At 68.0% G+C, this 24,347-nt stretch carries 19 protein-coding genes and 1 tRNA gene; 9 read left to right on the top strand and 11 right to left on the bottom strand.

Annotation, left to right across the window (positions count from 1 at the left end; genetic code table 11):
- Positions 1-290 precede the first annotated feature (290 nt).
- From CV1CTNOD_RS13905 to CV1CTNOD_RS13915, 3 genes are all read right to left on the bottom strand, one after another.
- Positions 291-362: transfer RNA gene (locus tag CV1CTNOD_RS13905), tRNA-Val, on the bottom strand.
- Between the two features lie 193 nt (positions 363-555).
- Positions 556-924 carry a hypothetical protein gene (locus CV1CTNOD_RS13910; protein WP_131786523.1) on the bottom strand — a complete coding sequence of 123 codons (369 nt, stop codon included), beginning with the start codon at positions 922-924 and terminating at the stop codon, positions 556-558.
- A gap of 37 nt (positions 925-961) precedes the next feature.
- Positions 962-1,420, bottom strand: coding sequence for a peroxiredoxin (locus CV1CTNOD_RS13915; protein ID WP_131786524.1), 459 nt, complete (start codon positions 1,418-1,420; stop codon positions 962-964).
- A gap of 528 nt (positions 1,421-1,948) precedes the next feature.
- Between CV1CTNOD_RS13915 and CV1CTNOD_RS13920 the strand changes: the two genes are divergently transcribed.
- Positions 1,949-2,542, top strand: a complete 594-nt coding sequence (locus tag CV1CTNOD_RS13920; protein ID WP_131786525.1) for a DUF4234 domain-containing protein — start codon at positions 1,949-1,951, stop codon at positions 2,540-2,542.
- Between the two features lie 149 nt (positions 2,543-2,691).
- On the opposite strand, the gene CV1CTNOD_RS13925 is transcribed toward CV1CTNOD_RS13920, so the two are convergent.
- On the bottom strand, positions 2,692-3,129 hold the full coding sequence (locus CV1CTNOD_RS13925) for a DUF3052 domain-containing protein (RefSeq protein ID WP_131767176.1): 438 nt from the start codon (positions 3,127-3,129) through the stop codon (positions 2,692-2,694).
- Between the two features lie 187 nt (positions 3,130-3,316).
- Complete coding sequence (locus CV1CTNOD_RS13930; RefSeq protein WP_131786526.1) at positions 3,317-3,721, bottom strand: YjbQ family protein; 405 nt, start codon at positions 3,719-3,721, stop codon at positions 3,317-3,319.
- A 382-nt stretch (positions 3,722-4,103) separates the two neighbouring features.
- Between CV1CTNOD_RS13930 and aceE the strand changes: the two genes are divergently transcribed.
- Positions 4,104-6,860, top strand: coding sequence for a pyruvate dehydrogenase (acetyl-transferring), homodimeric type (gene aceE / locus CV1CTNOD_RS13935; protein WP_131786527.1), 2,757 nt, complete (start codon positions 4,104-4,106; stop codon positions 6,858-6,860).
- Positions 6,861-7,028: 168 nt separating this feature from the next.
- Here the strand turns inward: aceE and CV1CTNOD_RS13940 are convergent, their stop codons facing one another.
- Positions 7,029-7,832 carry a pirin family protein gene (locus CV1CTNOD_RS13940; RefSeq protein ID WP_131786528.1) on the bottom strand — a complete coding sequence of 268 codons (804 nt, stop codon included), beginning with the start codon at positions 7,830-7,832 and terminating at the stop codon, positions 7,029-7,031.
- A 351-nt stretch (positions 7,833-8,183) separates the two neighbouring features.
- Between CV1CTNOD_RS13940 and CV1CTNOD_RS13945 the strand changes: the two genes are divergently transcribed.
- Positions 8,184-9,053: a hypothetical protein gene (locus CV1CTNOD_RS13945; RefSeq protein ID WP_131786529.1), complete on the top strand. Its 870-nt coding sequence runs from the start codon at positions 8,184-8,186 to the stop codon at positions 9,051-9,053.
- Between the two features lie 227 nt (positions 9,054-9,280).
- Here the strand turns inward: CV1CTNOD_RS13945 and CV1CTNOD_RS27380 are convergent, their stop codons facing one another.
- Positions 9,281-9,640 carry a DUF5999 family protein gene (locus CV1CTNOD_RS27380; protein WP_131786530.1) on the bottom strand — a complete coding sequence of 120 codons (360 nt, stop codon included), beginning with the start codon at positions 9,638-9,640 and terminating at the stop codon, positions 9,281-9,283.
- 332 nt (positions 9,641-9,972) lie between these two features.
- Between CV1CTNOD_RS27380 and CV1CTNOD_RS13955 the strand changes: the two genes are divergently transcribed.
- Positions 9,973-11,478 carry a hypothetical protein gene (locus CV1CTNOD_RS13955; RefSeq protein WP_131786531.1) on the top strand — a complete coding sequence of 502 codons (1,506 nt, stop codon included), beginning with the start codon at positions 9,973-9,975 and terminating at the stop codon, positions 11,476-11,478.
- Between the two features lie 50 nt (positions 11,479-11,528).
- Here CV1CTNOD_RS13955 and CV1CTNOD_RS13960 read toward each other — a convergent pair whose 3' ends face one another.
- The gene (locus CV1CTNOD_RS13960) at positions 11,529-11,915 is read right to left on the bottom strand and encodes a CoA-binding protein (protein WP_131767231.1); all 387 of its coding nucleotides are present in this window, start codon (positions 11,913-11,915) and stop codon (positions 11,529-11,531) included.
- A gap of 326 nt (positions 11,916-12,241) precedes the next feature.
- On the opposite strand from CV1CTNOD_RS13960, the gene CV1CTNOD_RS13965 reads away from it, so the two are divergent.
- The 3 genes from CV1CTNOD_RS13965 to CV1CTNOD_RS13975 all read left to right on the top strand — a co-directional run bounded on the left by CV1CTNOD_RS13965 (position 12,242) and on the right by CV1CTNOD_RS13975 (position 15,789).
- Positions 12,242-12,517, top strand: coding sequence for a type II toxin-antitoxin system RelE family toxin (locus tag CV1CTNOD_RS13965; protein WP_165485508.1), 276 nt, complete (start codon positions 12,242-12,244; stop codon positions 12,515-12,517).
- 338 nt (positions 12,518-12,855) lie between these two features.
- Positions 12,856-13,836: an MHYT domain-containing protein gene (locus CV1CTNOD_RS13970; protein WP_131786533.1), complete on the top strand. Its 981-nt coding sequence runs from the start codon at positions 12,856-12,858 to the stop codon at positions 13,834-13,836.
- A 150-nt stretch (positions 13,837-13,986) separates the two neighbouring features.
- Positions 13,987-15,789 carry an enoyl-CoA hydratase-related protein gene (locus tag CV1CTNOD_RS13975; RefSeq protein ID WP_131786534.1) on the top strand — a complete coding sequence of 601 codons (1,803 nt, stop codon included), beginning with the start codon at positions 13,987-13,989 and terminating at the stop codon, positions 15,787-15,789.
- 143 nt (positions 15,790-15,932) lie between these two features.
- Here the strand turns inward: CV1CTNOD_RS13975 and CV1CTNOD_RS13980 are convergent, their stop codons facing one another.
- The 3 genes from CV1CTNOD_RS13980 to CV1CTNOD_RS13990 form a co-directional block, all read right to left on the bottom strand.
- Positions 15,933-16,514 carry a TerD family protein gene (locus CV1CTNOD_RS13980; protein WP_131786535.1) on the bottom strand — a complete coding sequence of 194 codons (582 nt, stop codon included), beginning with the start codon at positions 16,512-16,514 and terminating at the stop codon, positions 15,933-15,935.
- Positions 16,515-16,617: 103 nt separating this feature from the next.
- Entirely contained in the window at positions 16,618-17,727 is a 1,110-nt protein-coding gene (locus tag CV1CTNOD_RS13985) for a hypothetical protein (RefSeq protein WP_131786536.1), read from the bottom strand.
- Positions 17,728-17,829: 102 nt separating this feature from the next.
- Positions 17,830-22,341, bottom strand: coding sequence for a cation-translocating P-type ATPase (locus CV1CTNOD_RS13990; protein ID WP_131786537.1), 4,512 nt, complete (start codon positions 22,339-22,341; stop codon positions 17,830-17,832).
- A 390-nt stretch (positions 22,342-22,731) separates the two neighbouring features.
- On the opposite strand from CV1CTNOD_RS13990, the gene CV1CTNOD_RS25755 reads away from it, so the two are divergent.
- Together CV1CTNOD_RS25755 and CV1CTNOD_RS14000 are read left to right on the top strand one after the other, a co-directional pair.
- Entirely contained in the window at positions 22,732-23,226 is a 495-nt protein-coding gene (locus CV1CTNOD_RS25755; RefSeq protein WP_207386431.1) for a hypothetical protein, read from the top strand.
- 670 nt (positions 23,227-23,896) lie between these two features.
- The gene (locus tag CV1CTNOD_RS14000; protein ID WP_131786538.1) at positions 23,897-24,202 is read left to right on the top strand and encodes a hypothetical protein; all 306 of its coding nucleotides are present in this window, start codon (positions 23,897-23,899) and stop codon (positions 24,200-24,202) included.
- Positions 24,203-24,347 lie beyond the last annotated feature (145 nt).

Raw genomic sequence — 24,347 nt, forward strand, 5'->3', positions numbered from 1 at the left:
CTAGGTCGGTGAGGCCCGCGACATCGCCGACATCATCGTCTTCCTCGTCGGGGCCGTGCGCAGTGGGTAACCGCCAGTCGATCGTCGCGGCCGGCGGCCTGGTCTGAAGACTGGCCATTCTCACGGTCGGACGCTGCGATGCCGGTGGTTCAAGCCGTCGCGCCGTCCTGGCCACCGAAAGCCGCATGACGGCTCCGCAGAACTACCGGGCACGCGTCATCGACGTCACAGCGCGCACGTCGAACCGGCAACGTCCTTCAAGATCGAACGGTTCGCGCAGTCGCGGATTGTGGGCGCGGCAGGGATCGAACCTGCGACCACTCGCTTGTAAGGCGAGCGCTCTCCCGCTGAGCTACGCGCCCGGGATGCTCGTAAGCGTACGCAACATCGCGCCGTTGCGGGAACCCGGTGTCGCGGAAACCGATGGTGGGAACAGGTGCAGCCAGTGTCGGGAACGGGTGCGGCCCGAACTGCGCGCCAGGTGCGTCACCGGTTCTCACGTGAGCTGCTCGGCGCGTCCGCCGGTCGGGCGGGCCGAGCAGCTCACGTCATCGGTCACCTCAGGCTGTGACCCAGCACCCGCGCGAGGGCAGCTTCGACCTCGGCACTCAGTGCGGGGGATGCGGACACCGGCTGCGCGGGCGCATTCCCCGGCAACAGTGCCGAGCCGAGAGCCGGAAGATCGAGACCGGGCGGGGCCGGTGAGATCTCCCGGCCGCAGTCCCTGCACGAGATCGAGCCGAGGGCCTTGGCCAGGTGTGTCGATCCGCAGCCGCCGCAGCGGTCGAGAACCTCCGACCAGCCGACTGTCTGCTGGCACTGCGGACAGAACAGAACCTGCTCACCCGACACGACCGCCCGCCGCCACGGGCTGGCTCCCCGTGCGGGGTCGGCCTGGCGGGTGTGACAACGAAAGCACGGCATCTTACAACCTGATGGGACGTGAAACGGCTGGCGCAGCCTACAGCGCGGCGAGCGCCTTGAGATAATCGGCGTGATCCCGAGCCTCACCGGGGCTGTTGACGACCTTCCAGTGGACGACGCCCTCCTTGTTGATGATGAAGGTCGCCCGCACCGCAAAGCCCTTGGTCTCTTCGAAGACGCCGTAGCTGCGTGCCACCTCGCCGTGCGGCCAGAAGTCGGCCAGCAACGGGAAGTCGTACCCCTCGCGGTCAGCCCACACCTTGTGGGCGTAGGGCGAGTCGACCGAGACCGCGAGCACCTGCACGTCGTCGTTCTGGAACGACGAGAGCTCGTCGCGGACCGCGCAGAGCTCACCCTGGCAGATACCGGTGAAAGCGAGGGGGTAGAACAGGAGCACGACGTTACGACGCCCACGGAACTCCGAAAGCGTGACCTCCTCGTTGTTCTGATCACGCAGGGTGAAGTCGGGGGCAATGCTGCCCACATCGACGGCCACTGGCACATCCTCTCGACGGCAACCGTGTATTCGGACAAGGGGCGGCTAGCCACCCGTTCCCAGCATGCCATCTGATCAACGCCTGCATCAGGCTCTCTCGTGCCGGCAGTTGCGCGTGCCGGGCGCTCTTACCCGTGGCGTCCTGGCAATCGTGCGGCACCGAGGTGTCCGAGGACTGCTGTCCAGATGTCCCGGCCGGTAACATTTGCCCCGTCTGGCCGACCCGGATGCAGCTCCGCCACCTCGGTCCCGCCTGCTTTACCGGGGCATCCGGCTGAACATGAGGTCCGGCTGAACATGAGGTCGGGGTATCCGGCCGGACATGATCGGACCTCACACTCGACATCCCCCGGCACGGGGCGCCCCGGCCGGGTTGGACGTTCCGAAGAGCCGGGCACGGGGATTCCCTCAGCGCGGGAGCGTCCTCACGACGACGGGGGTGACCTGCCGGAACTACTCTGATCAGCCAAGACCGGCACATCCGCCGGCGGTGTACGAAACAGCGGTATACACAACATAGGGAGCGCGGTGACCGACCAGAATTTCGGTCCGTACGGCCAGCCTGGTTACGGACAGCAACCATACGGCACCCAGGGTGGGGGCCAGTACGGCCAGCCCCCGTACGGAGATCCCCACAGCGGCCCCGGGTACCAGGGTCAGCCCGGGTTCGGGGGCGGATACCCCACGCCGGGCACCCCCGTTCCCGCCGGTTATCCACAACCGGTGGGCGCAGGCGTTCGCGGCAGACGGCGCAATCCCTTCGCGTCCTGGCTCGGTCTGCCTCTGATCACCCTTGGTATCTACGGCATCGTGTGGATCTACAAGACCAACAAGGAACTCAACGGCTACGACCGGCGGATCGAGGTCAACCCCGCCCTGTCGGTACTCGCGGTGACGCTGGGAGCGTTCCTGATCGTGCCACCGTTCGTGGCCGTGTGGCGGCTGGGTGCCCGCGCGCGCCGAGCCCAGCGGGCGGCCGGCATACCCGAACTGAGCACCGGCGTCGCGTTCGTCATCTGGCTCGTCGGCGGTGGCGCGCTGTATCTCCAGTACGAGATCAACAAGATTTGGGACCGCTATCCAGGTGCGGTGGAAGGACAGCAAGTACCCCTGTACGCCTGACCGAGCCTCCCCGAGACGAGAACCGGACACCTGCTCGACCGGGCAGCGTCCATACCTGGGATCTCGACGCCCGCGAACCCGGCGTCGAGATCCCAGGAGGGATGCCGGCGGTGAGCGGCTCACGGCGGCCATGGGAACCCGCCTTGCGCCTACCGGTGCCGGACCCGCTGGGACTTGGGTGCGGCAAGCCGCATGCCGGCCCACTCCGTGGCGACGCTCACGGTGCTTGTCTGCACCAGACCGACAACCGGCACGGCCTCCAGAACGTCACTGGGCTCCACGTGGCCCGCCCTGCCGGCCTTCGGTGTCAGCAGCCAGATCACACCGGACTCCGACAGCTGGCGGCGCGCGTCGATGAGTGCTTCGACAAGGTCGCCGTCGTCGTCCCGCCACCACAGCAGCACGACGTCGACCACATCGTCGGAGTCCTCCGGGACGAGTTCCGTTCCGCTGGCCGAGGTGACAGCGTCGAGAAGATCATGGGCGATGTCGTTATCTTCGTTGAGCGACTGAACCAGTACCCCGGGCGTAATGCCCAGACGTTCCGCACGCCGCTGACCCTCGGCGTTCGCCGCGGTCGGACTCACCCTCAACAACCTCCTACTCATGTCAGCTACCCGCGGGCACGCTGCCTGCGAGTACCGGCTGTACGGCACGGCGGGTTGTTCGATCCGCCTGCTGCGCGCACCACCGTGGACCTAGTCCACCGGAGCACCCCGGGGCAGCGCAAGTGCCACGCCGGTAGTTGTGGACAAAGGTGTCACCCGTACCGGCTCATCCGGACAGAAACGAGAGTCGAACAGTGCGTTCGGGATTGTCCACGTTGAGATCCACGAGTGCGATCGACTGCCATGTCCCGAGGAGCAGACGACCGTCGAGGACCGGCACGGTCAGTGACGGGGCGATCAGGGCCGGAAGGACGTGCGACCGCCCGTGGCCTGCCGAACCGTGGGCATGACGCCAGCGACCATCCGCCGGCAGCAACTCACCGAGTGTGGCAATCAGATCGGCATCACTGCCCGAACCGAGCTCGAGCAGGGCGACCCCGGCGGTCGCGTGCGGGACGAACACCGACAGCAGCCCGTTCCCGCGCCCCGCCACGAATCGACGGGCGTGCCCGGTGAGATCACGAACACATTCGGTCTCGCCGGTGTGTACGGACACCGTGGTCGTCTCCATGCTCCGCCCTCTCCCCGAATGCCATTATTCCCCGGCCGGGTGTCCCGCGTCGGGCCGCGGCTTCACCGGACCTGCCACCCGGCCCGCCCTCAGCCACGCCGGCAACACGGCCAGCTCACAACCCGGCCGCTGTCAACCTGACAACCCGGCAACCGGGTTCAGCGGGCCGGCGACAGCTTCCGCCCAGGGCCGCCCACCCCATGCCCAGGTTCCTCGGGACCTCCCGGCGGGCGAGAAAAATCATGATCGCGTACTCTTCGGCCGCCTAGGCCACAAGTAACGTCGGGAAGCGTGACGAGCCTCCCCGCGCAGAGCACGATAGAAGGGGACCCACTCGCGACGAAACATGTGAACAACGACCAAGTGACGTCAGGGAGAACACGTGGCAAAGGACAGCGGCAGGAGGTTCTCGGTCATCACCGACGGACTTCCCAGCCAGTTGCCGGACATCGACCCGTCCGAAACCGGCGAATGGCTGGAGTCCCTGGACGCGGTGATCGACGAGCAGGGCCGCGGCCGGGCCCGATTCCTCATGTTGAAGCTGCTGGAACGGGCCCGGGAGAAGGCCGTCGGAGTGCCCGGACTCACTAGCACCGATTTCATCAACACCATCCCGCCGGAGCGGGAACCGTGGTTCCCCGGGGACGAGCACATCGAACGGCGCATCCGGGCCTATGTCCGCTGGAACGCGGCCATCATGGTGAGCCGGGCAAACCGACCCGAATACGGTGTCGGCGGACATATTGCGACATACGCCTCCAGTGCCGCTCTCTACGAGGTGGGATTCAACCACTTCTTCCGCGGCAAGGACAACCTGACCGGCGGGCCCGGCTGCGATTCAGGCGATCAGATATTCATTCAGGGCCATGCCTCACCGGGTATCTACGCTCGTGCTTTTCTCGAGGGCCGGCTGACCGCGGGCCAGCTCGACGCGTTCCGCCGGGAGGGCGAGCCCGGCGGGCTGTCCTCCTACCCACATCCCCGTCTCATGCCCGATTTCTGGGAGTTCCCGACCGTCTCGATGGGCCTCGGGCCGATCCACGCCATCTACCAGGCCCGGTTCAACCGCTATCTGCTGAACCGCCGGATCAAGGACACGTCCGGTAGCCGGGTGTGGGCCTTCCTGGGTGACGGCGAGATGGACGAGCCCGAGTCGATCGGCGCGCTCGGCATCGCCGCGCGGGAGGAGCTCGACAACCTCATCTTCGTCGTGAACTGCAACCTGCAGCGCCTCGACGGGCCCGTCCGCGGCAACGGAAAAATCATGCAGGAGCTGGAGTCGCTGTTCCGCGGCGCCGGCTGGAACGTCATCAAGGTGGTCTGGGGCCGCGACTGGGACCCGCTGCTCGCCAAGGACACCGACGGGGTACTCGTCCACCGGATGAACACGACACCGGACGGCCAGTTCCAAACCTATACGACGTCGTCCGGCGCGTATATTCGTGAGCATTTCTTCGGCGCGGACGCACGACTGCGTCGTATGGTCAAGGATCTTTCTGACGACGATCTGCGCAAACTCTCCCGCGGCGGGCACGACTACCGCAAACTGTACGCCGCCTACAAGGCGGCGACCGAGCACGCCGGTCAGCCCACCGTCATCCTCGCCCACACCATCAAGGGCTGGACCCTGGGCAAGGACTTTGAGGCGCGCAACGCGACGCACCAGATGAAGAAGCTCTCCAAGGCCGATCTCAAGGAGTTTCGCGACCGGCTCTACCTGGAGATTCCCGACTCCGAACTGGAGAGCGGCCTGCCGCCCTACTTCCATCCCGGCCCGGATTCGGAAGAGATCCAGTACATGCGGGAACGTCGGGCCACATTGGACGGGACGCTGCCACGAAGGGTCGTCCGCGCCCGGCCCCTCCCGCAGCCACCGGCGTCAATCTTCGAGGACCTGCGTCGGGGTTCGGGCAAGCAGCCGGTGGCCACCACCATGGCCTTCGTCCGTCTTCTCAAGGACCTGATAAAGACGAAGGAAATAGGCTCCCGGTTCGTTCCGGTCATTCCCGACGAAGCACGCACCTTCGGCATGGACGCCATGTTCCCGACCGCCAAGATCTACTCGCCGCACGGACAGCGTTACGAGGCCGTGGACCGTGAGCTCCTGCTTTCCTACCAGGAGTCCGAGTCCGGCCAGATGCTGCACGAGGGCATCAACGAGGCCGGTTCGATGGGATCAGTCATCGCCGCGGGCACCGCATATGCCACCCACGGCGTACACATGATACCGGTGTACGTGTTCTACTCGATGTTCGGATTCCAGCGGACCGGCGACCAGATGTGGTCATTCGGCGACCAGCTCGGTCGTGGCTTCCTGCTCGGCGCCACCGCGGGCCGCACGACCCTCAATGGTGAGGGACTCCAGCACCAGGACGGCCATTCCCTGCTTCTCGCCTCGACGAATCCGGCATGCGTGGCCTATGACCCGGCATTCGCCTTCGAGGTCTCCCATATCGTCCGGGACGGCCTCGACCGTATGTACGGCGAACGCAACGAGAACGTCTTCTACTATCTGACCGTCTACAACGAGCCGTTCCCGCAGCCGGCCGAGCCCGCCGGGATCGATCCCGCGCAGATACTCGCCGGTATGTACTTGTTCCGGCCGTTCGCCGAGACAGGTCTGCCGGTACGGTCACCGGCCGAAACCGGCTCGGACACCGAGCCGCACCACGCGCAGCTGCTGGCGAGCGGTACCGGGATGCGATGGGCGCTCGAAGCCCAGGAGCTGCTCGCGAGCGACTTCGGCGTGCAGGCGGACGTGTGGTCGGTGACCTCCTGGAACGAGCTGCGCCGTGAAGCGCTCAGCTGCGAGGAACACAACCTGTTGAACCCGGATTCGGTGGAGCGCCGGCCGTACGTGACCCGGATCCTGCAGGGAACACCCGGACCGGTGATTGCCGTAAGTGACTGGATGCGTGCGGTACCGGACCAGATCTCACGCTGGATCCCCCAAGACTACTCCTCCCTGGGTACCGACGGGTACGGACGCTCGGACACCCGGGTGGCGCTGCGCCGCCACTTCCACGTCGACGCCCAGTCGATCGCGGTGGCGACCCTGGAGGCATTGACCCGCCACGGTGCGGTCAAGGCAGCGGTCGTCGAGGACGCGATCCGCCGGTACAACCTGCGGGAGGCGTAAAACTTCTGGCGGTAAAGCTTCTGACAGAGGTGTAGAACTCCCGACAGCGGCAGGCGGCGGCGGGTGGCGACGTCAGGGTCGCCACCCGCCGCCGTGCCTGCTTCCAGCGCGTCTGCTCCGACGACCCGGGGGTCCGGGCCTCCCGGACCTCCCGGATCGGCTGCCCCTCTACCGCCCGAGTGCGGCGTGCATCTCCCACACCAGGATCTCCGCCGGCCCGGCCTCGGAGACCACGGAAAGTCCGTCGCAGCCCCTGATCCGGGCGGCATCCCCGGTACCGAGTTCACCTGCGCCTTCCACCGTGACGCGGCCGCGCGTGACGAACAGATGCACCCATGGCGCGGACGGCAGTTGCACCCGGCCGGAGGTAGGCAGCCGCGCCGCGTGCAGGACCGCGTTGCGCTGCTGGATGTCGATGGCGGCATTCGAGCCCTCGCCACCGGCGACCGCCACCAGCTCGCCACTGGCGAGGGCATCCGTTACATCCATCTGGGCGTAACTAGAAGTGATTCCCGCGAGATCGGGGACCACCCACATCTGGATGAAGTGGACGGTGCCCGGATCGCCGGGGGCACACCCACATCCCGCTATGTCGGGTGTGTCTGCGGCGCCGGGGGACGCCACCGCATTCGTCTCCGTGTGCAGGATCCCCGTACCAGCGCTCATACGCTGGGCGATCCCGGGTCGGATGACGCCACGGGTGCCGGTGGAATCGGTGTGCAGAAGTTCACCGTCCAGAACCCATGTCACGATCTCCATGTCACGGTGCGAGTGGGTGTCAAAGCCACCACCAGGCGCGACATGGTCGTCGTTGGTGACCAGTAGCAAGCCGAAATGGGTGTTGGCAGGATCATAGTGACGACCGAACGCGAACGAGTGACGGGAGTCCAGCCAGTGATTTCGGGTCACCGTCCGGCTGTCCGCACGTCTGACGGCAATCCCCGCCCCCCGCAACGCCGAGATATCGGTCACAGTCGCTCGTATCCCTTTCCTGTCGCTCGCCTGCGTCCTCCGGCTACCATCGTTGCGGCTACTATCGGTGCGCCAGTTGCCGTAGGGTTCATCCGACGTACATGCTGCCGAGACCATGGTCCAACCTATTCGTCCCGACCACTATGATCCCCAGTCGGATGTCCAGGAAGAACGGGGCCTTTGGCCAACCAGCCCCAGGCGCGACGCGAGGGCCTCGTGAGGAGGCGATGTGACGGCTGCCGACAGCCCGGCACGAAAGATGTCAGGGTCGCCACGGACAGGAATACTACTCGGCGTTATCATCGGAATACGAAGCCGTGACATGGCCCGCGCGAAGCTGGGGAAACCGGCATGATTCTGCGTTTCCGCCGGATCGACAGACTCGAGAATCATCCCAATCTCCGTGGTATCCTCGCGATCCTCGCCCAACTGGTGCACACCAGTGACGCCGAACTCAACCAACTCGCCTCGGTCTGGCGCAACACGCCACAGCTTGCCGCCGCACGGGACAAGGCACTGTCACCGGATGCGCCGCTCGTCATCGAGGTCCTCGCCGCATTCGACGCCCTGTCAGCCATCTACGCCGACGACCTCGCAGGCATCGACGACTACGTGACGGTTGATCCAAGCGTCACCGCGACCGCCCTCAAGGCGGTTCGTGACTCGATCGCGGCCGCATACGCCAAACCAATTCTCACCCGGTCGGAGTATGCGGCACTGCTGCGGCCATGGCGCACCGTCTACCCCCGCAGCCGAGGGCACGAACCGGATCTCGGTCCGTTCGGATCCGAGGTCAAGCGTGTCCTCGCCGCGCTGCCGGTGCTGGCACGGCGCTGTCACGACGCGGACAGCCTGCGGACATACGATCGCCTGTTGGTAGCCGCGCTCACCCGGGACGAGATCGCCCACCGTGACGCGATGCAGATCGCGTTCAACAGCGCCGTACGCACGGGACGCCGCCGGGTGTGGACGCTGGTGCGCCGCAGCGCCGCCGAGGGGTTCTGGCGCCTGTGCCCGTCCTGCAACAAAATGATCGATTCCGTGGACGTCGGCACCGACCAGCGGGTCATGGAGCTCTGCGCGGACCTCGCGTGTGCCCTGCTCGTCCAGGACATCCTCGACCCCGACACCGTCGCGAGCCTGACCGCACCGCTACACACGCTGGTTCCGCTCCAGGAGCGCTACGACAGCAACCGGCATCGCCAGGCCCCGGGAACGTAGATCCCCGAAGTAACCGAGGGATCTGCGCCGCCGAGCACGCAAAAACTATCCTCGCGTGCTCTTCGGCCAGATAGGTTCCTCGAGGAGCCTCGGAGCACGGGAAAAAGTATCTCCGTACGCTCTTCGGCGAGGGTAGATCCCTTGGGCCTCTCCGAGCGCGCGAAAAACATCTTCGCGCGCTCTTCGGCCGGGTGGCCGTTGGGCGCCGGGTCGTGCCGGCCGGTTCGTCACGCGGTCCGGACTCGCGGTATGGGCAGGGCCATCGACTGCCGAACGGCAACCATGCTGCTCCCGATCATGCTCGTCGTCCCCGGGGGTACCCGCCGCGGCTCGATGGTGCCTCCCGTCGGCAGAATCTCCCCGGTGTCATCGAAAAGGATCACACCGTTGCACAGCAAGCTCCAGCCCTGATCACAGTGCCGGTTTGTCACCCGCGCGGCGTCCCGGTCGGGACTGGTGGCGGACGGACACGGCGGCTGATGAGGACAGCTCCCCCTGCCGGTTTGGCGGACCTCGGTGGGTGCCTGTGAACTCGCCGACGTCGTTGTCGATGGATCTCCAGAAACCGATGTTCCTCGCACAGTCACAGAAGATTACGCCTCCGCGTAACGGACGTCACATCGACCTGCGCTCTTGGGGGTGGTGGTAGTAGGGCGACTGGGACACAGCCGTGACAACACGACCGCCGTAGCCGGCGCATCATGCCTTGCGTCTCCATTTGCTCGCTTTGCGTCTCGATTTGCGGCTGCCGGCGCTCTCGTACCACCAGCTCGGAAGTATCCGGTGACAGATATCGGATATAACGACGCCGACCGATGGTCGGAAAATCCCTCCGGTACGTTTTCCCGGGACCCTTTACGGATGTGTACCCGGCCACGTTGCCAGCGGGCCGCACGTGGCGCGATCAGGAGGCCCCCGGTTGGATCGGGACCGACGCCGGCTGCGTTTGCTCCGGCCGGCTGCCCCGCGGCTCGGCCTCGTCCGCCGGCTGACGGTCGGCGGGCACGCTCCGATCACGGTCCTCGTCGTCATGGCCGTCGTCCTGCGGGTGCTGGCCATGATCGCCTATCGCCCGGCGCTGGAGTTCTCCGGGGACTCCCTGGCCTACCTTCGGCTCGCACAGCCCCTGGTGCCCGATCCGGTCCGGCCGGCGGGCTATCCACTGCTGTTGCGCGCGTTGTCCGTCACCCACCGGTTGTGGGTGGTGCCAGCCGTCCAACACACCACGGGCGTGCTGCTCGGCATCTGCCTCTACGCGCTGGTGACGCACTGGGGCATAGCCCCTCCGGTGGCGGCGCTGGCGGCGGCACCGGTGCTGCTGGACGCCTACCAGGTGAACATCGAACACTTCGTTATGGCGGAGACGCTGTTCGAGGCGCTGGTCGTCGCGGGTGCGGTGGCCCTCCTGTGGGCACCGAGACCGTCCGTACAGGCCTGCGGGCTTGCCGGCGGCTGCCTGGCGCTGGCATCGCTGGTCCGCACGGTGGGGATCGTCCTGGGACTGCTCGCGCTGGTCTGGGTGCTGGTGCGGCGGCTCGGCTGGTCACGGTCGGTCGTGTTCACCGGCATGCTGGCCGCACCGCTGGCGGGCTACGCCGTCTGGTTCCATTCCGCGCACGGCACCTACGCGCTGACCGGGGGCGACACGTACTGGCTCTACGGCCGGGTGGCGCCCATCGCTGACTGCACGCGACTGGATCTGAGCCTGGACGCCCGTCAGCTGTGTTCACCGCATCCAACGGCCGAACGGCCCGGGCCGAACTACTACGTGTGGAACCACAACAGTCCCCGCTTCACCGTCAGTGTTCCCGACGACAGAAAGGATGCCGTGCTGGCCGAGTTCGCCCACCAGGTCATCCTGCGCCAGCCGGTGGACTACGCGCGGATGGTGACGGGCGAGGTAGCCCATTTCTTCACCCCCGGCCGATGGGTGGGACCACGTGACTGGCATGTCGGCACCTGGCAGTTCCCCGCCGAGGCGGTACCGGCCTACTGGAACAACAACGCACCGCTGATGACCTTCAACGGTGCGCAGGTCGCCCGGCAGGTCGCTCCCGGGCCTGCCGCGTTCCTGCGGGCCTACCAGCGCTACGGCTTCACCCCGGGGCCGGCGCTGGGCGCCATGGTGGCCCTCGGTGCCGTTGCGGTCCTGCTCACGGGCAGGCGGGCCGGGGACGGGCAGGCCGGAAGCGGCCCTGCCGGAGACGATCGGGCCGGAGACGATCGGATCCGCACGGACTGCGCGTTGCTGGTGACAGCGGGCATGGCCCTGCTGGTGATCCCGTCAGCCACGGTGTGTTTCGACTACCGTTACCTGCTGCCGACGCTGGTACTGCTTCCCCCGGCCGCGGCATTGGGCTGGCATCGGACCACGCTCGCCCGCGCCCGACCCGTCCACCGGCCTCGACATCTTCGCCGTCGCTGACGTCGCGAGGCATGGGCTGTCCGGCCGCGCAGGCGGTCAGACGCAGGTGATCAGCGAGCCCAGCCGAGCAGGCGGGGTGCTTCCATGCGAGGGCAGGTATCCATGACGACAGGTAGTCCGGCCTTCTCCGCCCGTTGCGCGGCGTCGTCGTCGCGGACACCGAGCTGCATCCAGATCCCCCCGGCACGGATGGCGATCGCGTCGTCGACCACCGGGGCGACCAGCTCCGACCGGAGGAACAGATCCACCACGTCCACCGGGAACGGGATGTCGGTCAGCGTGGCGTAACCCCGTTCGCCTGCGACCACGGGCCGGGAAGGATGAACCGGAATAGTCCGTTTACCGTGCGCGCGCAGATAGCCCGCGATGGAGTAGGCGACTCGGGAGGTGTTCTCCGACAGCCCCACTATCGCCCAGACCGCCGTGTCGGCAAGCATTCGCCGGATGATCTCGTCGTCTCCGTAGCGCACGCTCAGTACCAACCAGCGGCGCCGGCACGGTCATCCCGCGAGCACCGGACATCCCGCAACCGGCCGAAAACCAGTGGTTGCGCTATCACCAGGCGTGACATGGGTAGCCTTGACGCCGTGTCCGTCGCACTGTCACGGGTTCCGGTGGGAAACGGACCGGCTCTGCCCTTCCCCCCCACGCAACCGAAAACTCCGGCGGCTGGCAACGGGGACTTCTACGATCACGATGTGAAGAACCGGACATGCGCGCTGGCCCCGTGCTCATCGAACACTCAGATGAGCGGCGGGGCCGCATGAGCACCCGACACGAGGTGACTGTCTCGGCGTCGGCAGAGCGCGACCTGCAACGGCTACCCGACCGTACCGCCGGTGAAATCCGCCGATTCCTCAACGGTCCGCTGCGCAACGACCCGCGCAAGGCGGGCACGCCCCTGCCGGAGTCGCGTTCCACGATGTGGGAGGCGACCGGCCCGTCCTGGCGGATCCTCTACCAGGTGGACGCGAACACGCTGTCCGTCCGTGTCATGGTTGTCGCGCAACGCCGTGATCCGACCCGTCGCGCCTCGTAGCCATGCCTCGTAGCAGCCGCCGTCCGCCGAGCCCGTACGTCACTGCGGACCTGCGGCCGTCGTTCCGAGCCACCCGTGCCAGAATCGTTACCCAAAGTTAATATCCAGTTGTCAAATTAAAATATTCCGACCTTGGGTACTTTATCCGTAAAAATTCCTCTTGATACCGGAGATCGATAAAAAAATTTAATTAGTTAACTGATTAGCAAGTGAGGCCGGTCACTCGGGTTACCACAGGTTTGGCTATGGTTGCCCCACCGGAAGACTAGGGGGACTGCTGACCGAACGCCGTCGTTCAGCAGCCCCCTGAGTGCCATGTGTGGACTCCTGGGGGTCGGATGAGATCGGTCAGTGCCGCGGCAGAGCATCTGCATGCCTCGTACGATCCAGTGTTCGTTCTGCTGTCCTTTCTGCTGGCCGTGTTCGGTTCGTTCGCGGCACTGGCGTGCGCGGTCCACCTACGTACGGCCACCGGCATCAGCCGACTGGCGTGGATGACTCTCACGGCGGTGGCGCTGGGCGGATGCGCGATCTGGTCGATGCACTTCCTCGGGATGATCGCCTACCGCATCGAGCCGGGGATCGCGTTCAACGAGACGATCACCGGTCTGTCGATGATCATTGCTGTGATCGTGGCCGGGCTCGGGCTGACAGTGGTGGCCGCCGATCCCGACAGCATCCCGCGGCTGCTCGTCGGCGGGGTGATCGCGGGAGCCGGTGTCGTCGCCATGCACTACACCGGCATGTACGCGATGCACACCAGAGGAACGATCAGCTACGTAATGCCGCTGGTCGGCCTGTCCGTTCTCATCGCCGTCGTAGCCTCGACAGCCGCCTTCTGGATCGCGTTCCACATCGGTGGTACCCCCAGGCGCGCCGTCGCATCGGTAATCATGGCGGTCGCAGTGTGCGGAATGCACTACACGGGCATGGCGGCCACTCGAGTCACCGCCGACCCGACCCTGCCACGACCGCATGGCGTCGACCCCTTCGCCATGGGGGCCATCACGACCTTCGCCGCATCCATTGTTCTGATGTTCATCATCTTCGCCGCGACCGGAGGGATCGGCAGTTCCATGCCCGATCATCCTCACCTCGCCGCCCTCCGAGCGGAGCAGCCGGCCCGGGCCGACCGCTCCCGTGCTGACAGCAGTCCCGTACTGCACAGTGCGGTGCGCTCACACCAGCCGGCTGCCGGTGCCGGTGCCGGTGCCGTGCAGGTAGCCATCCCCTCCTTCCCGCACTCCTCGGCTGCTGATCCCGACGAGCCCGTTCTGGTCAGGCACAACCACCGCGCGTCACACCGTCCGGAACGATAACGCGCCCGCCGGTGATGATCACTATGACAGGGGCTACCGCCCGTCGCGGAGCCAGCCTACGGATTCACATCCCACATCGCCGACAACGAGAAAAAGATTCGCCCGAAAGTCCATTCGAGCTTTCGATCTGACTTCCGACAAGGAAAGAAGATGAGGATTCTTCTACTCACTTCCGCGTTCAACGGACTCACCCAGCGGGCATGGATCGAGTTACGGCGTTCGGGTCACCGTGTGACAGTCGAGCTCGCGCTCAGCCCGGAGGCGATACGCGACGCCGTGCGGCTGTCCGATCCTCATCTGATCATATGTCCGTTCCTGCGTGAGCGGGTACCGGACGACATCTGGACGACTCGACGGACGATCATCATCCACCCGGGGCCGGTCGGCGACCGCGGCCCGTCCTCGCTGGACTGGGCCATCCTGGAGGGAGCGTCGACCTGGGGCGTCACGGCTTTGCAGGCCCTCGCCGAGATGGACGCCGGGCCGATCTGGTCGACCCGGGAGTTCGCCGTCCCGCCCGGCATCAGCAAGTCGGCGCTCTACAACGGGCCGGTCACCGACGCGGCCGTGGCCGTCATCCACGACGTGGTCGACAAGGCACAGGTCGTCGGGTTCCTGCCCACCCCGCTCGACAGCATCCCGGCGCACCGGCTGCGCGGCAGATTGCGGCCGTCCACCCGCGCCGACGACCGGCGCATCGACTGGGACATCGACACCACCAGTGACGTCCTGCGCAAGGTGGCGGCGTCGGACGGCTCGCCGGGCGCCCCATGTCTGCTGTTCGGCGAGCAGCTACGCGCCTTCGACGCCAGTCCGGTCGTCGCGCTCCCCGTCCCCGCGCAGGCCCGCAACGGCGAGTGCGAGAACACGCTGCTGTCCCGGCGGGACGGCGCCGTACTGGTACCCACCGTCGACGGAGCGGTATGGATCGGGCACCTCCGCCGTGCCGGCCAGCCCAAGCTCCCAGCCAACCTGGTGATACCCGATCACGTCCAGCCGCTGCCGGCGGCGACGTCGGAGATCCCCGACCCGGACGCCGGCCGGGACGTACGCTACCACCGCCACGGCCCCGTCGGGTGGATCAGTTTCGACTTCTACAACGGCGCCATGTCCACGGAGCACTGTCGCCGGCTGCTCGCCGCGTTCACCTGGGCAAGCCAACAGGACACCCATGTGATCGTGCTGCGCGGCGGTAACACCTTCTTCTCCAACGGCATCCACCTGAACGTGATCGAGGCGGCCGACCGGCCCGCAACCGCCGCCTGGGTGAACATCGACGCGATGGACGACCTGTGCCAGGCCGTCATCACCTGCACCAACCAGCTCGTGGTCGCGGGCGTCTCGGGCAACGCCGGCGCCGGGGGCGTCATGTTCGCACTCGGTGCAGATCTGGTCGCCGCCCGTATCGGCGTGGTGCTCAACCCGCACTACGACAACATGGGCCTGTACGGATCCGAATACTGGACGTACACACTGCCACGGCGGGTCGGCAAGGACGTCGCGACGGCGCTGACCACCGACTGCCTTCCCGTCGGTGACGCGGAAGCAGCCGACATGGGTCTGGTGGACCGGCTGCTCCCACACGATCCGCAGGACTACGACAACGCCCTGCTGGCCCTCGCCGACGAGTTGGCCGGCGCAGGCTGGCAGGAAGCGCTGGACGCCAAGACCTCACGGCTCGCCGCCGACGAGGCCGAGATACCCCTTGAGGTCTACCGCACCCGTGAGCTGAGCCGGATGGCCGTCAACTTCTTCACCGAGAACCGCCACGCCGATCTGCGCCGCGCATTCGTCTTCAAGGAAAAGGCCGCGGCCACCCCCCAGAACATTGCTCTTCACCGGCATTCCGTGGCGTGGCGGGTCGACGTCCAGGCGTCGTCCGTTCCCGACACTTCGATCACCACGATCGGCGCGCAGTCCCCCGAGATCCTGACGCCTGCCCCGACCACCTGAGACCACCGCAGCCAGGCCGGAAAACGAACAGAAAAATAGAAACCAGTGGGGATGCATCCGTAGTCATCTGCGGATGCATCCCCACTGGTCTGCCGACCGCTGTGGGGTCCTGACCGGCACCAGCGGTCAGGAGACGGCAGCGGTCAGGAGACGTTGACGCCGAAGTCGAGGGCGATTCCCCGCAGGCCCGTGGTGTATCCCTGTCCCACCGCGCGGAACTTCCACTCACTGGAGTACCGGTAGAGCTCCCCGAAAATCATCGCGGTCTCCGTGGATGCGTCCTCGGTGAGGTCGTACCGGGCGATTTCCGTACCGGTCGTCGAGTCGATCACCCTGATGAAGGCGTTGCGCACCTGGCCGAAGGTCTGCCGGCGGACGTCGGCATCATAGATCGACACCGCGAAGACAACCTTGGACGCCTGCGGCGTGAGCGCGGACAGTTCGACCGTGATCTGCTCGTCGTCCCCGCCGCCGCCACCGACGAGGTTGTCACCCAGGTGCTTCACCGCCCCGTCCGGGCTGACCAGGTTGTTGAAGAACACGAAGTACTGATCGGAGAGAACCTTGCCCCGGTCGTCGACGAGGATCGCGCTCGCGTCGAGGTCGTAGTCGACGCCGGAGGTCTGGCGCACCTGCCAGCCGAGGCCGACGGTCACCGCGCGCAGATTCGGGGCGACCTTACTGAGCGATACATTGCCGCCCTTGGACAGCGACACCGATGCCATGCGGGAAAGCCTAGACCGCTCGGGATACGGCCGTGCACATACCCGTGCGCTGCCCGCAAGACCTATCGATCCGCCGACGGAGAGAACGCCCCTGCCCCCGGCGTCAGCCCGGGCCTGAGCCGGCCGGCGCCCCGGTGGCCGCGACCGGGCAGGACCTGACCTCAAGCGAACCTGTGGACTGCGCGCGCAGCCCGTCGATGTCGGTGACGGTGACGGTGAACGACATCGGCCCCGGGATCCCCGACGGCCCGACCGGCCCCGACCACACCGACTGCTGCCCGGACGCCTCACCCAGGTTCAGGGAGCTGGTGGTCGTTCTCCCGTCGGGCAGCCGGGCGACCAGTTCCGCGCCGAAGACGCCGGTGGAATCGGTCGCTTTCACCGACACCACGGACACGGTCGGCCCGGACGCGGACGGACACCCCGTTGTATACACAACGGCCGGGGTGGCGGTAAGCGAGTCGATGGCCGGCGGGCCGGACACCACCGCGGTCACCCGGACCGCCCCGGCCTGCCTGGCGCCACCGAGGGTGGCGACGGCAACCACGGCAACCGAGGTGTCCACCACGCCGACCGGCGCGGCGGAACGGTCGAGGGTGAAGGTGACGGTCCTGCGACCGCCTGCCGCGATCGTGCCGGAAGCCGGCGCGACGGACAGCCAGGATGGCGTGGCGGCGAACCGGAAGTCGACGGGAAGACGGCCGGTGTCGCGGAGCTCCATTGTTGCCGAGGAATTGACCGTCCCAAGGTTGACGTCACCTGTCGACAGAGCCAGGTCCGTCCCAGCCATCACCGCGGTGTCGCTGGGAGAGGTTCGCACGGTCTCGCCCGCCGCCACAGCGGACCGCGACTGCGGAGGCTGTGGCGGGCTGACCACGACCCCAGCGACCCCCGGCGCTCCCGCGGCGGCACCGACACCTGCGGACGGCTGCGCGCCGGACGCGGGCGTCGGTGTCGGCGTCGGCCGGTGGTCACTGCCGGCACCGCCCTGCGGCGCGCGCCCCGCGACCGCTGTCACAGCGGCGTTCGGCTGCGGCCCGGTCGACCCGACGGATCGAAAACGCAACCACACACCCAGCCCGGCAGCCACCGACAGCGCCACCGTCAACGCGATGATGCGCCCCCACCGGATGGGAAGGATCCGGCCCGACCGCCTCCACGGCGATCGGTGCCGACCCCCCTCAGGGTCGCCGCGTCCCGCGATCCACGCCATCGAATCGAGCTTAGGTCGACGAAAGTTGCCCGCGCAGGAGTTTTGGCTCGTCGACGTGTAACGAAGAGCGACAACCACATGACGATCTCGCCAATGACGATCTCATTCAGGAACGTCGAGGCTGCCAGCAGCTTCCTGAGCGTCAATGCTGCCGGAAGCCCGGGTCCTCGGGTCACTGTCGGGAGGAATGAACCGGGCGGCGAGCGGCTCCAGCATCACCGAGAGCAGCGTCCCAGCGATGGAAGCGACGGCGGCGACAGCCCAGCCGAAAGGCCCCAGGGGGGTGCAGCCGAAGAACTGGCTCAGGCCAGGTGTCTGGACGACCGCGGTCAGCACCGCCACCGATCCGAGGCTGCTCAGCAGCACCGACCGGGAGCGCCCCCCGACGAGCAGCGTCTGACCGAGCTGCGCTGCGACCAGTGCCACCAGCCCCACGGTGTCGGCGTGCCTGCGCCGGCCGGAGGGACGGGCGACGATCCACGCGCCGGCGGCGGCCGCGGTGGTCGCGACCGCACGCACCACGACCTCCCGGCGGACCAGCGCACGGCCCAGGGAACTCTCCGGACCCTCCCCGAGAAGCTCGCCGGTCTTGTCGGGGTCCGGCTGGCGCAGGGCGACGGCGAGCCCGGGGGCGAGGTCGGTGAGCAGGTTGACCAGCAGCAGCTGCCGGGCCGACAGCGGGGAGGTACCGGTGACGACCGCGCCGAGGAGGGTGAAGGCGATCTCGCCCAGGTTGCCGCCCACGAAGATACCCAGTGCCTGGCGCACCGAGGCCCACATCGACCGGCCCTCGACCAGAACGTCGAGGATCGTCTCCAACCGGTCGTCGGTGACCACCACGTCGGCGGCGGCCCGGGCGGACGGGGTACCACGTTTGCCCAGCGCGATCCCCACGTCGGCGAGCCGGATCGCGGGCGCGTCGTTGGCGCCGTCACCGGTCATCGCGACCACCTTGCCCAGCCGCTTGTACGACTCCACCACGCGCACCTTGTGTGCCGGTGTGCCGCGGGCAACCACCGACACCTCGGGCAGCAGCGCGTCGAGCGCGTCGTCGTCCAGCGCGTCGATCTCCATGCCGGTCACCACCCGGCCGCCGTCGATGACCCCCAGCTCGGCGGCGATCGTCTGCGCGGTGGCCGGATGGTCACCGGTGATCATCACGGTCTGGACGCCGGCGTCGTGCAGCTGGACCAACGACGGCCCGGCGCCGGCCCGGACCGGATCCGACATCCCGAGAAAACCCAGGAAGGTGAGGCCGTCGAGATCGCCGTCCGACAGCTGCTCGCTGCGGACGGGCATCGACCGATCGGCGACGGCGAGCACCCGGTATCCCCGCCCGCCCAGCGCGAGGTGCTCGCGGGCCAGACTCGCCCGGCTGCGGCTGTCCAGCGGCACGCTGCCACGGGCGGTTCGCCAGCGAGCGCACCGGGGCAGGACCGTCTCGGGTGCGCCCTTGACACTGAGCAGCACCGTTCCACCGGCACGCCCGAGGGACGCGTGGTAGGCGCGGCCCGGTTCGAACGGCAGTGAGGCCACATCCGACCAGGAATCCAGGCCGTGGTCACGGCGGATGCCCGCGGCGGCAGCACCCTTGGTCATCGCCCGGTCGGTGGGATGGGGCAGCTTGCGCCCGCGGGTGTGCACCGGGGTGGCTCGCAGACCGGCGGCGACCACGCGACGCTGCCGCTCCTGCAGATCGCCGACGGCGGCGGTGTGGGCACCATCCGACACCGCGCCCAGCCGGATCTTGCCTCTCGTGAGCGTGCCGGTCTTGTCGAAGCACAGCACGTCCACCCGCCCGAGCGTCTCGATGGTCCGCGGGTTGCGCACCAGTGCCCCGCGGCCGGACAGCCGCCTGGCCGCGGACAGCTGCGCGGCCGTGGCGAGAAACGGCAGACCCTCGGGCACCGCGGCGACAGCTAGCGCCACCCCCGCGCTCAGCGTGTTGCGGGCGGGCAGGCCACGGATGAGCCCCGAGGCGAGCAGGGTTGCGGCCGCGCCGAGCGCCACCGGCACGGTGAACTCGGTGATCGCCGTGAGCCGGGCCTCGACACCGACAGCCTTGGCCGGACCGACGGCCGCGGCCATGCTGCGGCCCGCCTCGGTCGCGAGACCCGTCGCCACAACAACAGCCGTCGCGGAGCCGGCGACGACGGTGGTTCCCTCGTACACCATCGAGGAACGTTCCGCGACATAGCTGGCGGCAACCGGACGCGGCGACTTCGTCACCGGAAGGGACTCCCCGGTCAGCGACGACTCGTCGATCTCCAGGCTGGTCGCCGACAGCAGCCGGGCGTCGGCGGGAACGACGTCCCCCGAACCGATCGAGATCACGTCGCCGGAGACCAGTTCCTGCGCGGTGAGCTCGACGTCACCGCCGTCCCGGCGCACCCGCGCCCTGACCGCGGACTGGGCGAACAGACGGGCCAGGTCACGGTCGGCCCGCCGCTGCTGCACCGCGCCCACCAGCGCCGACATGACGGCCACGCTGACCACCAGACCCGCGTCCAGCACCGAGCCGCTGGCGGCCGACAGGGCCGCCCCACCCAGCAGGATCGGCGTCAGCGGACTTGCCAGCTCCCGGGCGATCGCACCGACCAGACCGGGCGCGACCGCGCCCACCGAGACGTCGTCGGTACGCCGCGATGCGGCCTCGACGCTGGCCAATCCGTCCGGGGAACTGCCCAGCTGGTCGAGGACGCGCCGCGCCGGCAGCACATGCCAGGGCGTGCGCGGGATGCTCGGCGGCGGCGGACGCCGGTCAAGCTCGCGGGCCGCCCAGATCCCGTCACCGAACGACAGGGCGCTGGCCCCGGTCACCATGAGCATCGACCGGGAGGCCCGTTGCGGACCGAAACCGGTCAGCGCGACCAGCGCGCCGGCACCGGAGCCGATCTGAGCGAGCCGCACCGCGTGCCGGCTCACCCGGCACCCCGCGGCGACCGCCTCGACCATCATCGCGGCAGCCAGCAGGTCCTTCCCGACGAGGACGTCGGCTCCCCAGGACAGCGCACCGTCATGGCCCTCGACCCCGACACCGCAGTCGGCGTTGCCCACCGCGGCGCGCCGGCGCGAGACGACCAGCACGCCGGCGCCCGCCGCCTGCAGGTCGCCGACGGCGGCCACCAGCCGGCGTCCGCCCGGGATCACCCCAAAGCCGAACCCGTCGTCCGGGCAGTCCTCGCCGTCGGCCACCCGCACCGTCAGCCCGCTGCGACGGCAGGAGGCCAGCAGCGCCTCGCTGCCCTCCGCCCGCTCGGGCACCGCCGTCACCACCGCCGTCAACCTCGTGCCCTGCGCGAGGCCGAGAACCGTACGGATCCCCGCTGCCCGCAGCCGCCGCCATTGCGCGCTGCCCGGACCGTCGTCACCGACCAGCCGCTCGATCGGAGCGAGCGTCCAGCCGTCCCCCTCGACCGTCGCGGCCGGATCGGCCGACCGGAACAACGCGTACGCCCGGACGGCCACCTCGCTTGCGTCGGCACCGGCCAACGGGATGACCTCACCGACGGTGAGCGCCGCGCCGAACAGGACGTCGGAGTCGACCACGACCGTGTCGACCCGGTCCAGCAGCCGCAGCGCCTCGGGGTGCATCACCTGCGCTCCCCGGCGCGCCAGGACGCGGGTGAGATGGTTGCAGAATCCTTCTCTGCCCAGCCGGGCGGGACGCGGGAGCATGGCCAGCGCGGAGGCGACGGCCCGTCGCGGGTCCCCCGTCAGGGCGGCCGTGGCACCGAAGGTTGCCAGCACACCCGCCCCGGCCACGTCCGCGTAGCGTTCCACCGGCCCGCTCGGACGCGGCCGGGGCCGCTCGACGGCCACCGGCCCGGCGCCGGCCCGGTCGGGATCCCCCATGAGCTCGTCGCCGACGGCGGCGAAGGCGTCCCGGCGGGCCCGTGCGGCGGCGAGGGCATGTGCCCGGTAGACCGCGTCCACGCCGAGACCGGTGTGGCTGCCGGCCAGCCCCATCGCGGTCGCGTTGGCCACGGCCAGGACGACGTCCGCCCGTTGCGGCCCGATCGCCTTCTCGACGACCCCCCGCAGCCGCGGCTGGGTGTCGACGACCGTGACAAGCGAGGCGAGCTCCACCGGAAACGGCGTCCAGCGGGCGATACGACCCACCGACGCCACGGTGAAGGCGATCCCGTCCGCGGCGAGCGCGACAGCCGCGCGCAGCACCGGAGCTGCCGAATCCGGCAGGTCGGCAACCCTGGGCCGCGGGCCAGCGTCCGCCGCGGCCTGGTCGTCACCAGCTCCGCCGTCGGCCTGTTGTACGACCCGCTCGGCAACCGCCGTCAGTTCACTCGCCCGCGGGTACGGCTCGCCAAGACCGACCAGGACCCGTCCCAACGGCGCGTTGACCCGGGCCCACAGCACTCCGGGCTGGCGCTGCAGTTCCTGTTCCAGCAGCCGGCGACGCGACGCTGTCGACAGCCCGCTGGCACCGCGCACCCTGAGACTGGCGCAGGGACGGGCCAACCGGTCATCGCCGGCGGTGGTGGGCTCCATCCGCTCCAGCAGCGGTCCGGCCATCGACACCAGCCCCATGTCACCCAGGAGGCGTCCTTCGGCCAGAACACGTCGCGCCCCCGACAGGGGACTCGGCAGGTGCATCGGCGGACCTCCTCATCGGTCTCATCGATCACCGGGCGGCCGAAATCGATCACTGGACGGCCTGGCGCCCGAACGGCAACGGTCGCAGCTGGCACCGCAGGTCATGGCCGGGCTGCGCATCCACCACCGGCCGGTACCCGGCAGGCACCCACCCGACAGCCGGTACCCGGCAGCCGATGCCGTCTAACAGGTGCTCGGATGCCCTGGCAGGTACTCGGGTACCCGCCGACGGGAGAGCGAGTACGTCACGAACGCTTCACAGAGAGACAAGACATTGACACAAAGCACACAGCCCACCTCCGAGAAATCTTTTGGAACCGATTCCGAGATCTTTTGTTTACCCGGGGTTTGCCTTTGGGGATGGTGACCTGGATAGCGGAGGGAGGTCCGATGCCTGCCAAGACAAATGATCATGTACGGGATGAAGAAAAAGAAGAAAGAGAGGAAGCCAAGAGCGCGAAAGGGCGCCGGGACAGACCGGATGAAAGGGGCGAAGACGGGAGCACGGCAGAACAGCGGGAGGAGTCGCAGGCCGGTCAGGCGGGCAAGGCCACTGGTAACGGCCGGGTCCGCGGCGAGGCCGAAGGCGAGCAGGAGAGCGCGGGCGAAGAAAGAGGACCCCACACGGCGACGCTGCGGACACCGTTTGCCACAGCGCGCGTCGAGATCCCTCGTGCCCCGGGCACAAGCATGAAGGTGGGCCCGATCAGACTGCCATCACCGGCCCAGACCGCTTTCTACGTGGGTCTGGGTGTGCTCGCCGTCACCGAGGTCGTCGAATGGCCGATCGCGGCGGCGATCGGAGCCGGTACCTATGTCGCCCAGCGCAGCCGCGCCGGAGCTTCTGCAGCCCGGACGAAATCGCAACAGTCTGCGACAACATAAGCCAGTGACAGCCACATGAACCAGCGGCAGTCACCAGCTCCCCAACCGGGGCCGATGACTGCCGGCAACTGTCGGTGAGCAACGGCGGCGCCAGGCTGAAGATCTTGGAAAAAGCGCTGGAACGGGCGCTCAGACCGTACGGGCAGCCGATGTCCGCCACCGCCGGAACACCGACGAGATCAGCACAACGACCGCGGTACTGACGAGTTCAGCCACCAGGGCCAACACGATCTCCGACACTGAACGCTCCTCACAGATGATCACCTAAAGGTGATCGCCGCTGTCACCTTCGGTGGTACAGGCTCGGCGGTACAGGTATCTCACATGGAAAGGACATTGGTCCAACAGGTATCGGTAAAGTGAACAACAGGGATACGCACACGACAGGCCGGGCGGAACGCAGGACCTGCGTGCGGGGCGCCTACCTGCCGCGTGAGAGGCCCACCTGCCGGACGTCGCCGGTACCCCTGGCAGCGATCCAGGGGCTTTGGGCCGCTGGCAGCACGAAATCATGATCGCGCCGCCTTTGGCCCTCCGGCGACCCGGGGATCTGGACCTCCGGCAGGGCGAGAAAAACATGATCGCGCTGCTTTTGTGGCCCTCTGGCGGAAGGAAGAAGTGGATCGCCATGACACACCGGCCTCGTGCTCGAATCGCACAACGGGCGCGGTTGGCGCTACTGCCTCGGCGCTCCGCCCTGGAGGACTGGCTGCTCGTAAGCGAGCAGCGGGTGGTCCTCCATCGCAGAGCGGTGCGCACTCCGACCAACGCCAACCTGGCTGACCTGCGCGAGGCGGCGCGACGCGAGTCCCAGCTTGCAACGGTTACCGTCGCGCGCCTGGCCGACAGGTTGGACGTCCCCCGGACCCCGACAGCCGAAGGGATGACGGATGCGTCGCGCCGGCCTGAACGAAGCGAGCGACGGCGCACGGTGCGACCGCCACGAAAGCGTGACGGTGCCACGGTAGTGCGGTGACCTCCCCACCGGAACGCTTAACGTCTTCTGAAGGTTACGCACAGCTTCCGCACAGCCGGACCCGGCACGATACCGATATCGATACCGATGCGGCGGCAGCGGGCGGACCATGACTACCTACACTTCCCTTGACCGGGCGCTCGCC

Source organism: Protofrankia symbiont of Coriaria ruscifolia, from assembly GCF_900634745.1.
In the GTDB taxonomy this organism is placed as follows: Bacteria; Actinomycetota; Actinomycetes; order Frankiales; family Frankiaceae; genus Protofrankia; species Protofrankia californiensis.

Excerpts from the sequence above, each read along its gene's own strand:
- CV1CTNOD_RS13910 (WP_131786523.1), bottom strand. The coding sequence starts at position 924 with ATGCCGTGCTTTCGTTGTCACACCCGCCAGGCCGACCCCGCACGGGGA.
- CV1CTNOD_RS13930 (WP_131786526.1), bottom strand. The coding sequence starts at position 3,721 with ATGGAGACGACCACGGTGTCCGTACACACCGGCGAGACCGAATGTGTT.
- CV1CTNOD_RS13945 (WP_131786529.1), top strand. The coding sequence starts at position 8,184 with ATGATTCTGCGTTTCCGCCGGATCGACAGACTCGAGAATCATCCCAAT.
- CV1CTNOD_RS13960 (WP_131767231.1), bottom strand. The coding sequence starts at position 11,915 with ATGCTTGCCGACACGGCGGTCTGGGCGATAGTGGGGCTGTCGGAGAAC.
- CV1CTNOD_RS13965 (WP_165485508.1), top strand. The coding sequence starts at position 12,242 with ATGAGCACCCGACACGAGGTGACTGTCTCGGCGTCGGCAGAGCGCGAC.
- CV1CTNOD_RS13970 (WP_131786533.1), top strand. The coding sequence starts at position 12,856 with ATGAGATCGGTCAGTGCCGCGGCAGAGCATCTGCATGCCTCGTACGAT.
- CV1CTNOD_RS13975 (WP_131786534.1), top strand. The coding sequence starts at position 13,987 with ATGAGGATTCTTCTACTCACTTCCGCGTTCAACGGACTCACCCAGCGG.
- CV1CTNOD_RS13980 (WP_131786535.1), bottom strand. The coding sequence starts at position 16,514 with ATGGCATCGGTGTCGCTGTCCAAGGGCGGCAATGTATCGCTCAGTAAG.
- CV1CTNOD_RS13985 (WP_131786536.1), bottom strand. The coding sequence starts at position 17,727 with ATGGCGTGGATCGCGGGACGCGGCGACCCTGAGGGGGGTCGGCACCGA.
- CV1CTNOD_RS13990 (WP_131786537.1), bottom strand. The coding sequence starts at position 22,341 with ATGCACCTGCCGAGTCCCCTGTCGGGGGCGCGACGTGTTCTGGCCGAA.
- CV1CTNOD_RS25755 (WP_207386431.1), top strand. The coding sequence starts at position 22,732 with ATGCCTGCCAAGACAAATGATCATGTACGGGATGAAGAAAAAGAAGAA.